Below are 13218 nucleotides of genomic sequence, written 5' to 3'. Positions count from 1 at the left end.
AATCCTTTGTTTTGACCTTGTTAGGGTGCGAAATGTGAGTCCAGCGATGAAAAAAGCCATTCAAGGGGTGTGTCCGGAAACGAAGCATGTGGTCGATTATTTTCATGTGATTCAATTGTTTACGGAAGCGTTGGATCGATGCCGCCAATCCTTCGGAAAAGGGAACAAGAAACACGGGCATGTTCGGTATGTTTGCCGCTTATTGACCCAGTGTCCCGAGAAACTCACCGAGGAGGAGCGCCAAACGGTGCGGGAGTGGCAGAAAGAGAGCGATTCCTTGCAGGCTGTCTATCAATCCCTTCAACATTTTCGTTATGTATCCAAAAGCCAAAGCGAGCGACAAGCGAAACGTCGTTTGAACGCCTGGGTTCATCGGTATTTGTTTTGTCCTTGTTCTGCTGTTCGCGCCATCGCAAAATCACTCGTCAAACGAACAGACGAAATCATATCGTGCATTTTATCCCCTTATTCAAATGGGAAAATGGAGGGAACAAATAACAAGATCAAGCTGATGAAACGTCGGGGATACGGATACAGAAATATCCAGCGTTTTGCATTGCGGGTTCGGCTAGAAACAGCTAACATACTTTCATGACAGGTGCAAGTACAACTTTTGGTGATGAACCATTTTATATATTAGATATTTAACATTTGATTCCTTCTTTTCTATTTTTTATCTAGACAAATAAGAGCACATGCGCTAATATTTACATATATTAACTCAATTATTTTTTGAATACAATTATCATTTTTTTATACGATTTATCAAAGTTTATACTCTATTATTAAGTTAATTTACTGTTTTATCATTTTTTTATCCTTCACTTTATATTATGTTAACTTAAGATGGGAAAAAGAGAGAAAGGAACGTCACGATTCCCTCTACTCCCCCCTCGACTCGCTGCAACCGCAGCGCAGTGAAAAGCAGAAAACTATATGTAGTTCAATATTTCACGAGGCGCAAAGTTGTCGATTTTCTGCAATTCGTCTTTGCTCCACCATTTGAGTCCTTTCAGTGTGTCTTTTTCGTTCTTTGTCATATGTTCGATAGACAACACCGTATCGGATTGGATCGTAACGTGATAATAAATTTCCCGGCTAATAAAAGAACCTTGTTTTCCTTCAATCCATACATCCAGTTGGAATATGGGGCCACCGAGAAGATCAACCACTATGCCTAGTTCTTCGTATAATTCCCTTTTTAAAGCTTCAGCTGGGGTCTCGTTTTCTTCAATGCCCCCTCCTGGAGTAACCCATAACACTTTGTTCCCTACTACATCCCGAAATTCAAATTGCTGAAGAAGAATTTCGTTTCGCTCATTGATGATCACTGCTCTAGCACATTTGCGTATCCTCATCGGGCGCTCCTTTCCAGATCTATTTTACAGATGCAGCCGGCCATGACTGCCGAACTCGGGTTTCATAAATGGCCCGAATTCGAACGTCCATGATGGGAAAACTCCTTCTTTTCTTTGTGTGTCAAAGATTCATATTTATTGACTGTAGATGAGCATTTTTCATTACAATAATTTCCATGGTTAGAGAGACAAACAGGGTCCCCCTTAGGCGACATGGAGCTGTTTTTTGATCACATCAATGGGAATCTCTTGCTTCGCGGCGTTATAAATGAACTCGACGACGCTGTGGCCTTTCCGTGATCGAAGAAGCTCCAGTCCAGCGGAAAGGTTTTGTTGGGATTCGGCGATGCTGTACACGCAGGCCAAGAGCACCACCGCCCAATACCGTTTCACCGCCCGAATGTGGCGAACGCGGTATCCATCCAGCTTCAGTTGATCTTTCGCCTGCCGGAAAAAGCATTCGATTGTCCAACGCTGGGCATAGTAACGCAAGATGTCTTCGTCCCCGAGCTCCCGGTCGGTGCTCAAGACGCAATGGAGATGTTCCGGTGTCATCGGCTGATCCGCCTTCCAAGCCAGCAGCACCACCGCGTCATCGAGGCCATGGATCGCCCCCTCATAGCGATACACGCGGTAACGCTCCTGACCCACCGTGACGAGGCGGGTGTCTTGGGGCTCGATATAGCGGGCGAACTGCTTGGCTTGGACGGCGATGCCTTTCGGATAAAGAATCCGGTTCGCCTTGAGCATGGCGATGACATGGAATCCCTTGCTCAAGCAGGTTTCGATGAGCGTTTTGGACGGGTACCACGAATCCATGAGCACATACACCGGCTGAGTCAGCTTCACCTTGATCGAGGAAAGCATCTCCATCGCCAGGTCGATTTTGCTTCTTCCGGCCTTCTTGTCATACAAGCGGAACGCGAACGGAAACGCCTGCGTGAAGGTGTGCACCATCAGCCAAACGAGCGAATGCCCCCAAACCGATTGATGATCTTTATGCGAGTAGTGCCAATCACACCCTTGAATGGCGTGTGCAGCCCGTGACGAAGGCTTCGTTTTTTGGCAAATCGTATCATCAATTGAAACAAAAAGGGGTTGATGTTTCCGTTTGGCCAGTCGTTCGACCTGGGAAAGGATCCACTCTTGAAGCTTTCCAAGCAGCCTTTCCTCATCCCAAGGGCTTTTCGTGAAAAAGTGACGGAGTGTCGTTCGATGATTCGGATGAAAGCTCCAGTGATGGACATCGGTCAACGTTCCCGAGAATCCCTTGGTGGTCAAGGCATCGACAAGGTGAACGAGGTGCTTCAAGACCGGTTTGGAAAGCTGCAGCGTCAACCCCAGCGTGAAGAAAAACTTGTCGATTCCTTGGTGATGTGCTAATCTATTCATGAGACATGAACCTCCTTGTGGGTAGTTGTGAGCACATCTATTTTATCCAAGGAGTCCGGTTCATGTCTCCTTTTTTGTTTGGTTGTCAATTTATGTTAGTGAATTTGCTCATCTACAGTTATTGATAAAAAAAACTAACTAAGAGAATCATAAAATAGAATAATTCCTACCCCGCCCTTCAATCTGATCCTTGTATCCGATCAGTGTGTTCTTCATGGTATTCGGATAGCCTGTCTTGAGTCTAAGCTCTTTTAGAGGCATCGCTGGATTCTCAACCATGATCTTTTGAATTCGTATTATTTCTTGTGAATCATATGCTGCTTTATAAGCCATAAAAGGTGATACATAGTCGCTGATATTGACAAAGGTGAGTTCTTCGTGTCCCGTCCATTTATATAGTTTGATTTGCTGTTGAAACTTCATTAAGTTATTTCCTTCAATAAGGAACCGGTATATTAAATCACTTTTTATCTTGGCAGTATTGGACGATTCAAGATAATTTTGTTCCAACAAAAATATAACCATCCCCATAAATGTATCCACTATTTGCAAAGGTATTGATTTAACAGAGTTTTGAGAAAGGACATTAACAACGCGGTAATTTTTATTGCGATAAGCCGAATGTGCATTCATCTGTTCAATGATTTTCGTTTCAAGAAAAAGCTTATCATACTCATCATTCTGGTCTACCTTAATCTTCACCTTAATCGTTCCAGATTCTTGACTTGATAAATCCCGAGTCATTCCATAAAATAATCTTTCCGGTATTTTGATATAGAATAAGTTTCTTAGTTCAGTCGCCGTTAATCCGATTTTCTGTGCCGCATACAAAGCATCCCTATTATTAACGGTTAGAATATTAATCTGTACATTCTCATTAATAACCGTATGAAGAGTTTGAAAATATTTCTTGACAAGGTTGTCTTTCGTATACTCTCGAAAATGAAGTTCACTAAAAGAATTACACTGTTTAAAGATGTTTCGAACTTGCTTAACAACCCTTGCCATTGCGGCATCGGTTCCTCCGTAAGCCCCATAGTAAGAATAGTTAGCGTTAAACTGGTCGAGTTTATTGCTCTCATCAAAATAGATTAAGTAGTGCATATTTAAAGTAAACTCCTTTACTTTCCATACATAAATTCATTTTGTGTTGACTAAAACACGTTTATACCTTACAATCATAAAAAGAAGGTGTTGTTTTCCCCGCCGCCGTTGGGCAGGGCTGATAACATCTCAACGTACGGAAGGATAGCTTTTCCCCGCCACCGTTGGGCAGGGCTGAGCTGTCTTTTTATTTTGACGTGAATGTTTGTCCTGTCCCTTTCCCTATGCTATTTGATCTTGATTTGATTCTGCCGCAATCATACTGAAAAACACATAATTTGTCAATAAAATACATACTATTCTCAAAGATTCTCCGAAGGCTCTTTTCTTTCTGCAAATCTCTGACACATAAGCATAAAAACAGGTAATTGAGCGCTCTAGTTTCCTTTCAACGAATCTTTCCCTTTTGATCCACAACAAGTCTAAGAAAGAATCCCTGGATATGAATATAAAAAAGCAGCTTGCCCCTTAAACGGACAAGCTGCTTTTTTTGTTGGTTAAACTGTGACCGACTCTTTGGCTTGTTTCAAATGAATGTCAAAGCGGTCGGCGTTCATCACTTTCACCCATGCGTTGATAAAGTCGCGGACGAATTTTTCGCGGTTGTCGTCTTGGGCGTAAAATTCGGCGTACGAACGAAGGATCGAGTTGGCTCCGAAAATAAGGTCAACCCGGGTGGCCGTCCACCGCACTTCGCCCGTTTTCCGGTCGCGGATTTCATAAATGCCGCTGTCTGTCGGCACCCATTCATAGTTCATGTCGACTAAGTTGACAAAGAAGTCGTTCGTCAGCACCCCGATGCGGTCGGTGAAGACGCCGTGCGGCAGATCGCGGTAGTTGGCGCCCAACACCCGCAAGCCGCCGATGAGCACGGTCATTTCTGGAGCGGTCAATCCAAGAAGCTGCGCTTTGTCGATGAGCAGCTCTTCCGGACCGACGCTGTACTCTTTCTTTTGATAGTTGCGGAACCCATCAGCGAATGGTTCGAGCACTGAGAAGCTCTCGACATCGGTTTGCTCTTGCGTCGCATCGCCCCGTCCCGGAATAAACGGCACTTTGACATCAAAACCAGCGTCGCGCGCCGCCTTTTCGACCGCTGCGCTGCCGCCAAGAACGATGAGATCGGCGATGCTGACTTTCTTCGGCAGCTCGCGCTGGATGTCTTCATAGACGGAAAGCACTTTAGCGAGCCGCTCCGGTTCGTTCACTTCCCAATCTTTTTGCGGCGCGAGGCGGATGCGGGCGCCGTTGGCTCCGCCGCGCTTGTCGGAGTTGCGGAACGTGCTGGCTGCCGCCCATGCCGTCTTGACGAGTTCACTGACGGTCAGACCCGAGTTCAAAATTTTCGCTTTGATTTCTTCGATTTCGGCATCGCTCAATTCATAGTCGACCGTCGGAATCGGGTCTTGCCAGATGAAGTCTTCTTTCGGCACTTCTGGACCTAAGTATCTCGTTTTCGGCCCCATATCGCGATGCGTCAGTTTGAACCAGGCACGGGCGAACGCATCCGCAAACTCTTCAGGATTTTCATAGAAACGGCGGGCGATTTTTTCATATTCCGGGTCAAAACGCAACGCTAAATCTGTCGTCATCATCATCGGCGGCACTTTGACATTAGGGTCTTCTGCATCAGGCGCTAAATCTTCTTCTCTCAGATTTACCGCTTCCCATTGATAGGCCCCAGCGGGACTCTTGGTCAGCTTCCATTCATATTCGAAGAGCAATCGGAAATAACTGTTGTCCCACTGCGTCGGCGTCGGCGTCCATGCGCCTTCGATGCCGCTCGTAATCGTGTCGCGGCCTTTCCCTTTTCCGTACGAGCTGACCCAGCCCAATCCTTGCGCTTCAATCGGGGCGGCTTCCGGTTCGGGCCCGACGTGCGAGGCAGGGCCTGCGCCGTGCGCCTTGCCGAACGTGTGGCCGCCGGCGATCAAGGCGACGGTTTCTTCGTCGTTCATTCCCATGCGGCGGAATGTTTCGCGAATGTCGCGCGCCGCCGCTTTCGGATCCGGCTTGCCGTCAGGGCCTTCCGGGTTGACGTAAATGAGCCCCATCTGCACAGCCGCAAGCGGATTCTCAAGTTCGCGATCCCCGCTGTAGCGTTCCGAAGCGAGCCACTCTTTTTCCGCGCCCCAATAAATGTCTTCTTCTGGATGCCAGACATCTTCCCGGCCGCCGCCAAAGCCGATCGTTTTGCCGCCCATCGATTCGATGGCGACATTGCCGGCCAAAATCATCAAGTCAGCCCAAGAAATTTTGTTGCCGTATTTTTTCTTGATCGGCCACAATAGCCGCCGCGCTTTATCCAAGTTGGCGTTATCCGGCCAGCTGTTTAACGGGGCAAAGCGCTGCGTGCCGGTCGAACCGCCGCCGCGGCCGTCGCCGATGCGGTACGTCCCTGCCGAATGCCACGCCATGCGGATGAACAGCGGACCGTAATGGCCATAATCGGCCGGCCACCAGTCTTGGCTTTCGGTCATCAGTTTGCGCAAATCTTCTTTTAACGCCCAGTAGTCGAGTTTTTGAAACTCCTCAGCGTAGTTGAACTCTTCATCATGAGGATTCGTTTTTCGGTCGTGTTGATGGAGAATGCTTAAGTTCAGCTGGTTCGGCCACCAGTCTTTATTGGTTGTTCGGTTTGAGTTGTAGCTTGTGACGCTGCCGTGATACGGGCATTTGGAAGCGTTGTGTTGGTTTTGGTTTTTCATTTCCTCTTCCCCTTTCCATATTCAAATGTCACCATTATCTTTCTAGTTGCTTTTTCTGGCAACTAGAATTGATAATGATTCGTACATTAAAATTATAATAAATTAATATTTAGTAGTAAAGGATAAAAAATATTTTTTTACATACAATATTTCTTTCTATACTTCGATCACATCACCGTATCCAATCAAGACACACCATTCCAATCGTATAGAACAAGACTTCTCCTACTAATCTTGACAAAATTCTCCTGATCAAAGATAATACAAAAGACAGGAACGTACATTCGTTTTTTGTTGGTTTGCGGCTGGCGCTTGGCCAACGAAAAAGGAGCAGAGGTCAAATAAGCATGGAAACGGGTTCATTTCATAAAAAGGAGGATATACAACTGCCATGACAGCAACCAGTCCATCCATGGGTTCGCTTTTGCGAAACGGCTTTATTCAAACGATTATGACGGCCGGATTATTCATTCAAATCGGCATTTGGATTCGCAACTTTGCGATTTTATTGTTTGTGACGGAGAAAACAAACGGTAATGTAAAAAAATATCAGAGGTGATGTTATGACGGATTATTCTAAAAAGTCTAATTATGAATTGGAGGAATTATACAAATCAGGAGAGTACTCGGACAGTCTGGAAAGTGAATTGATAAGACGAGGATACGAACAAGATAAAAATGGTTATTGGGAATTTGAAGAAAAATATAATCCTTCTGAAGCTTATGGGGATTTTGAATTTGGCCTTGATGTGTTTAAGGTAGTATTAATTATCGCTTTGGTCGTGGCACTTTTATGGGGTGGTATTACCATAGCCCATATATTTATTGGATATGCAGATCGTTATGCTACATTAATTTATTCAGGTTTTGGTCTTTCATTTTTATTGATGTATTATTTCAAAGGAAAGTCTAAATTCGCTAATTTTATCTTTTATTTAGGGAACTTTGCATTAGCAACCAGAATGTTTACTTTTATAATATGTAATATAGAAAATAAAAAAGACTTCGCAACATACTTCTTTGACGCAGATCTTGGAACATTAACGAAATATACAATTATTTATATAATTTATATTTTGATTGTTCCTAAAATATCAACGTCGATAATAACAGGTATTACTAGAAAAATAATAGAATCAAAGTATGGGAATGGGAATTTAACCATAAATAGTTAAAGAAAAAATTTGAAATAAAAAACATCCATGAGTAAGCTTTTACTCGCCACCCAAGCATGAAAATAACCGCTCATGGATTCATTATTTTCACAGAAAATGGTGAAGAACCTTTTTATATTTTTATCAAAGTAAAAGATGATAATAAGATTATCTCAGACTGGAAAGCTCGGCAAATAGCCGAGCTTTTTGTCATTGTCATTTTTATTGTCAAAATAACAAAAATTCTTATCTTATTACTCACATTTCGCACCCTTCCGACGAAAATCGGGAGGATTTTTTTGCATCGATGTGGAATGAATCCTTGACACACAAGGAATGCAAAGGAGTTTGTCCACCATGGATGTTCAAATTTGTGAGATTTATGACAGTTCCTATTTGAATATAATAAGTGCCCTTTTCCAAGATCTTGACCTTCCCCAGCTCATCGATCGGCTGGTTCCGGTGGATCCCCAATGCCAAACCCGAACCAGCGATGCGGTCAAGCTGATCCTTCTGGATATCTTGAGCGGACGACAAGCACTCGTCCATTTGGAGCGATGGGCGCATGAGATCGATTTGTCGAAGCTGATCCGGCCGGGGCTGAAGCCTTCTTGGTTCAATGATGATGCGTTGGCTCGTCATCTCGACCGCCTGTATGAGGCGGATATTCACAAGGTGATCAGCACTTGCTTGATTCACATTTATCGGAAAGAAGGCCTTCCTCTCCAGGCCTTCCACGCCGATACGACGGACAAGACCGTTTACGGCGCGTATGAATCGGTCTCGTCAGAGGCCCTGCGGATCACGCATGGCTACAACCGGCATCATCGCTGGCAAAAACAGATCGGTTTCGGGCTGATCGGCAACGAGGATGGCATCCCGTTTTACGGCGATGTGCACGACGGCAACCTGCCGGACAAAACGTGGAATCCGGAGGTGCTGTCCCGTGTCCACGAACAGCTCAAACAAGCCAAGATTGAAGACGAATGGATTTACGTGGCCGATTCCGCCGCCATGACGAAAGACACTCTGGCGCAGACGAAAGCCGCCAACGCCTTTTTGATCACGAGAGGCCCATCGTCGCTCCGAATCGTCAAAGCTGCTCTGGCGGAAGCGGATGTCCAACCCGATCCAGCGTGGAGCGACTCCTTTTCGTTGGCCGAGAAAAACGGCGCGGCGTACCGGGTATGGGAAACGGCCTCGACGTATGAAGGCCACCCCGTTCGGCTGATCGTCGTCGAATCGAGCGCACTCGACCAGCGCAAAGGAAAAACGCTCGAAAAAGAGCGGGTCAAAGAAGCGGAGCTTCTTCGCGAGGAACAAGCCCGTTGGGAGCGTCACCCCTTCTCCTGCCGCGAAGACGCCGAACAAGCCTTGGCGTCCCTCAAGGCGTCCCTTCGCCCCCGGTTTCATCGGGTCAAGGCCGCGGTCGAAGAGATCGTGCGCCCGAAAAAACGGCGCGGCCGGCCGAAAAAAGGGGTGGAACCCGAGGTGGAGACGCTGTATCTTTTGCGCCTGGACGTCGAATTCCACCAACAGGCATGGGAACAGGCAAGACGGAAAGCGTCCCGGTTTGTCCTCGTCACGACCGTTCCGAAGGAATGGAAAGGCCGAACGATGGATGCTCGAGAAATCTTGAAGTTGTATAAAGGGCAAATCTCGGTGGAAATGAACTTCTCCTTTCTCAAAGATCCGTTCTTCACCGACGAGATTTACGTCAAAAAGCCAGAACGGGTGGCGGTGTTGGGCTATTTATTTCTCTTGGCCTTGGCGATTTACCGCGTCTTTCAGCGCCGGGTGCGTCAGTTCATCACACCAGAACGCCCGTTAAAGGGCGCCGGAGGCCGCAAGCTGACCCGACCGACCGGGCAAGCGATTTTTCAGTTGTTTGAGTATGTGAAAGTCGTCCTCCTCAAGCTGCCGGATGGACGCATCCAACGCGCGCTAGGAAAACCGCTCACCTACGAGCAGCGAAGGATTCTGCAAGGATTGGGAATGGATGAGAGCATTTACGTGTAACGTCATATGGAACGACTAGCGATGGTAAAAAAAGGATTGCCATCGCTTGTCGTGTTGGTCAAAAAGTTATTCTGAAAAACTAAATAAAAAATCCTTTGTTTTGACCTTGTTAGGGTGCGAAATGTGAGTTATTATGTTACTATTGACTCCCGTTAGCCACCCATGCATCGCTTCGCGACATCACAGATGATGGAAGTTCATTCGTTCTTCCATGGGTGTTGATTAAAGAAATATCTTTATCATGAAAAAAGGATAACCAAATGGCATCCCTTACATTTTTTGAACACAAAGTTTATTCTTTAACTTTTAGCAATCGCATGCTGTTTAATGTTACGATTAATGTTGCTCCCATATCGGCAAATATCGCTAACCATAGCGTTAACCAACCAGGCACAATTAACAGTAATGCCAATGCCTTAATCCCTAAAGAGAAAGTAATGTTTTGCTTAATAATCGCTAAAGCTTTGCGGCTCAATTTAATCGTATATGGCAATTTGCTTAAATCATCAGACATTAAGACAATATCGGCTGTTTCTAGGGCTGTATCGGTTCCAGCACCGCCCATCGCCACACCAACGGTTGAAGCTGCAAGAGCTGGTGCATCGTTCACACCATCTCCAACCATCGCCACGCTTTGATGCTTGTCACGAAGCTCTTTGATGAAATTCAGTTTATCTTCTGGAAGTAAATCGGCTTTAATATCGGAAACGCCGACTTGTTTTCCGATGGCTTCGGCTGTTCTTTGGTTATCCCCTGTCAACATTACCGTTTTTTCAATACCGACTTGATGAAGTTTTCGAATAACCTCTTTGGATGATTCTCTTATTTCGTCTGCCACGGCAATTAACGCCAGAATTTCTTTTTCCGTCCCTAATATCATGACCGTTTTCCCTTGTGTTTGAAGGGTTGTAATTTGTTCTTTTATTTCTGATTGGATGCCATTTGGAAGAAGTTCTTCAAAAAGACCTGGACTTCCGACATAATACATTGCGTTATTTACTTTGGCTTTGACCCCTTTACCTGTAATGGATTGGAATTCTTCAACCGATACATCATTAAAATTCAATCCATCTTCTTCTGCTTTTCTTATAATGGCGGAAGCAAGTGGATGTTGTGAGCCTTTTTCAATGGCTGCTGTAATGGTCATTAGTTCATTTTCATCGCCATTATAAGTGACCACATCGGTGACGGAAGGAACACCTTTTGTTAATGTTCCTGTTTTATCAAAAGCGATGACTTTTAGAGATCCTGCTTCCTCTAAATAAATACCACCTTTAATTAACACACCGTTTTTCGCTGCATTTCCAATGGCAGTTACAATCGAAACAGGCGTGGAAATAACCAACGCACACGGACAACCAACCACTAATACAGCTAGACCTCGATAAATCCATTCGCTCCAATCAGCACCCATAAATAATGGAGGAATAACGGCTAGTAAAAGAGCAAAAATGATAATGGCTGGTGTATAGTATTTGGCAAAACGATCTACAAACGCTTGAGAAGGCGCTCGTTCTGCTTGAGCTTCTTCCACTAAATGGATGATTTTCGAAAGAGTTGTATCTTCCACTCGTTTTGTCACTTTTACTTCCAATAACCCTTCTTCATTCAATGTTCCTGCAAAGACTTCATCACCGACTGTTTTGGTTACTGGAACACTTTCTCCCGTAATGGCAGCCTGATTTAATGTAGATGTACCCTTGATGACGATTCCATCCATCGCTAATTTCTGACCAGGCTTTACGATCATAATATCTCCGACTTGAATATCGTCAACAGGGACCATCATTTCTTCATTTCCGCGACGAATTAATGCTTCTTTTGGAGCAATATCCATCAACGATTCAATGGATTGACGAGCTTTATCCATGGAATAACGCTCTAAGGCTTCGCTAATGGCGAATAGAATAACAACCGTTGCACCTTCTCCCCATTCACCAATCGCTGCAGCTCCTAAAATCGCCACTGTCATCAGCGTATTCATATCAAAATTCAATCGAACTAGGTTTTTGAAACCTTTTATAAATAACGAATATCCACCGATTAAAATTGCTGCAGCATATCCAATTGTCGCAAAGATATGCTCTTCTCCGTATTGCTTCCCTAAAAACCAACTAATCACAAGCAAAACGGCGGAAATATACACTCTAATGTTCTCTTTTTGCTTCCAAAAAGGTTCACGCTTGACTGATTTTTCTTTATCTTCCCGAACCTTTAAGTTTTCAAAAGCTCCTGCTTTTTCTAATTCTTCGATGGTTGTTGTACCCCAAACGGTAATTTTAGATGCTCCAAAGTTTACTTTAGCATCTTGAACACCTGGCAATGCTTTTACGTTATTTTCAAACTTTGCCGCACAGTTTGCACAAGTAAATCCTTGAACACGGTAGGTTTTCGCTTCTGATTTAGATAATTTTGCTTGTTGTTCAGACACGGACTTTCACCTCTTTCTCATGTGCTAACGCAGTCATGATTAACTGCTTAATATGGTCATCATCCAGCGAATAAAATGCTAGCTTTCCTTCTTTTCGATACTTTACAATCCCTTGTTTATAAAGGGTGCGTAAATGATGGGAAGTTGTTGCAACAGAAGCCCCGATGATATTAGCAATATCACATACACATAACTCTTCATCTTGGCAAAGTGAATAGACAATTTTTGCCCTATTTTCATCTGCCAGTGCTTTAAACAACAGGACAACACTGGATATATCTTCTTTTTGCAATTCCCCTTGTATTCGATTGACTTTTTCTTCGTCATAACAATAAATTTCACATGTATCTTTCTTACTCATTCATTATCCCCCTTTCATATTCAAATTTCCGTTCGAATATATTATACCCCATTTCTTTTATTATTCAAGTATTTATTTGAATTAAAAACAAAAAACATCCATGAGTAAGCTTTTACTCGCCACCCAAGCATGAAAATAACCGCTCATGGATTCATTATTTTCACAGAAAACATCCATGAGTAAATTTTACTCCCCACCCAGGCATGAAAATCCATCTCTCCTTCCATAATGGAGGATGAACGCAAACAGTTTGGAAAGACGTGCTTTTTAATGGTGGTTCGACCCTGTACAAAAAACTGTTTGAGTCCATTTGGTGTTCCACCCATTGTAAGCCCTTTTCATTTGGAAAAGGTGACTACGAACAGAAAAATGCCTAACGAACAAGTGGACTCACTGTTTGCGAATTCATCAATGGAAGGAGTCCGGATCATGGATGTGCTTTATCATCGTTGCGCAGGTTTAGATGTTCATGCCAAAACGATTGTCGTTTGTGCGCTTTGTGTAAATTAGCACATTATTTCAGAATCACTTTTTCAAATTATTTCAGGCGGATTCGGAAATAATGTGCAAAATTTTTGCGGATTGTTCCGGATTTTGCACATTCTTTCGGAACGTTTGCACGCTCTTTCAGATAAAGATTTCCAGCGCGCCTGATGGACCGATGGAAAAGAAAAAGCACAAAAGAGGCCGA

Annotated in this window: 8 protein-coding genes and 2 pseudogenes; 4 read left to right on the top strand and 6 right to left on the bottom strand. The window is 44.3% G+C overall.

From position 1 onward, the window contains the following. Nucleotides 1–25: 25 nt before the first annotated feature. Nucleotides 26–595: pseudogene (locus tag GHH_RS08605) on the top strand (transposase); the annotation flags it as partial. Between the two features lie 337 nt (nucleotides 596–932). On the opposite strand, the gene GHH_RS08600 reads toward GHH_RS08605, so the two are convergent. From GHH_RS08600 to katG, 4 genes are all read right to left on the bottom strand, one after another. After that, entirely contained in the window at nucleotides 933–1358 is a 426-nt protein-coding gene (locus GHH_RS08600; RefSeq protein WP_015374844.1) for an NUDIX hydrolase, read from the bottom strand. Nucleotides 1359–1562: 204 nt separating this feature from the next. Then, a complete protein-coding gene (locus tag GHH_RS08595; protein WP_015374843.1) occupies nucleotides 1563–2750 on the bottom strand; it encodes an IS701 family transposase in 1188 nt (395 codons plus the stop codon). 147 nt (nucleotides 2751–2897) lie between these two features. Next, nucleotides 2898–3854: a DUF3800 domain-containing protein gene (locus GHH_RS08590; protein ID WP_015374842.1), complete on the bottom strand. Its 957-nt coding sequence runs from the start codon at nucleotides 3852–3854 to the stop codon at nucleotides 2898–2900. A 497-nt stretch (nucleotides 3855–4351) separates the two neighbouring features. Further along, nucleotides 4352–6562 (bottom strand): catalase/peroxidase HPI, encoded by a 2211-nt coding sequence (gene katG / locus GHH_RS08585; RefSeq protein WP_015374841.1) that lies wholly within the window; start codon nucleotides 6560–6562, stop codon nucleotides 4352–4354. 391 nt (nucleotides 6563–6953) lie between these two features. Between katG and GHH_RS18920 the strand changes: the two are divergent. The 3 genes and pseudogenes from GHH_RS18920 to GHH_RS08570 all read left to right on the top strand — a co-directional run. Continuing rightward, nucleotides 6954–7100, top strand: a pseudogene (locus GHH_RS18920) (MFS transporter); the annotation flags it as partial. A 25-nt stretch (nucleotides 7101–7125) separates the two neighbouring features. After that, nucleotides 7126–7737 carry a hypothetical protein gene (locus GHH_RS08580; RefSeq protein ID WP_015374839.1) on the top strand — a complete coding sequence of 204 codons (612 nt, stop codon included), beginning with the start codon at nucleotides 7126–7128 and terminating at the stop codon, nucleotides 7735–7737. Nucleotides 7738–8073: 336 nt separating this feature from the next. After that, entirely contained in the window at nucleotides 8074–9735 is a 1662-nt protein-coding gene (locus GHH_RS08570) for an IS1634 family transposase (RefSeq protein ID WP_015374838.1), read from the top strand. A 292-nt stretch (nucleotides 9736–10027) separates the two neighbouring features. On the opposite strand, the gene GHH_RS08565 is transcribed toward GHH_RS08570, so the two are convergent. Together GHH_RS08565 and GHH_RS08560 are read right to left on the bottom strand one after the other, a co-directional pair. Beyond that, nucleotides 10028–12166: a heavy metal translocating P-type ATPase gene (locus GHH_RS08565; protein ID WP_015374837.1), complete on the bottom strand. Its 2139-nt coding sequence runs from the start codon at nucleotides 12164–12166 to the stop codon at nucleotides 10028–10030. Then, the gene (locus GHH_RS08560) at nucleotides 12159–12527 is read right to left on the bottom strand and encodes a metalloregulator ArsR/SmtB family transcription factor (RefSeq protein WP_015374836.1); all 369 of its coding nucleotides are present in this window, start codon (nucleotides 12525–12527) and stop codon (nucleotides 12159–12161) included. Before GHH_RS08560 ends, GHH_RS08565 begins: the two co-directional genes overlap by 8 nt. Nucleotides 12528–13218 lie beyond the last annotated feature (691 nt).

This window comes from Geobacillus sp. GHH01, assembly GCF_000336445.1.
GTDB classification, from domain to species: domain Bacteria; phylum Bacillota; class Bacilli; order Bacillales; family Anoxybacillaceae; genus Geobacillus; species Geobacillus zalihae.
Note: the sequence above shows the minus strand (reverse complement) of the source record. Positions and strands in the feature narration are given on the sequence as shown.

Bases quoted from the DNA above. Each gene is read 5' to 3' on its own strand.
- GHH_RS08595 (WP_015374843.1), bottom strand. From the start codon at position 2,750: ATGAATAGATTAGCACATCACCAAGGAATCGACAAGTTTTTCTTCACG.
- GHH_RS08600 (WP_015374844.1), bottom strand. From the start codon at position 1,358: ATGAGGATACGCAAATGTGCTAGAGCAGTGATCATCAATGAGCGAAAC.
- GHH_RS08560 (WP_015374836.1), bottom strand. From the start codon at position 12,527: ATGAGTAAGAAAGATACATGTGAAATTTATTGTTATGACGAAGAAAAA.
- GHH_RS08580 (WP_015374839.1), top strand. From the start codon at position 7,126: ATGACGGATTATTCTAAAAAGTCTAATTATGAATTGGAGGAATTATAC.
- GHH_RS08590 (WP_015374842.1), bottom strand. From the start codon at position 3,854: ATGCACTACTTAATCTATTTTGATGAGAGCAATAAACTCGACCAGTTT.
- GHH_RS08570 (WP_015374838.1), top strand. From the start codon at position 8,074: ATGGATGTTCAAATTTGTGAGATTTATGACAGTTCCTATTTGAATATA.
- katG (WP_015374841.1), bottom strand. From the start codon at position 6,562: ATGAAAAACCAAAACCAACACAACGCTTCCAAATGCCCGTATCACGGC.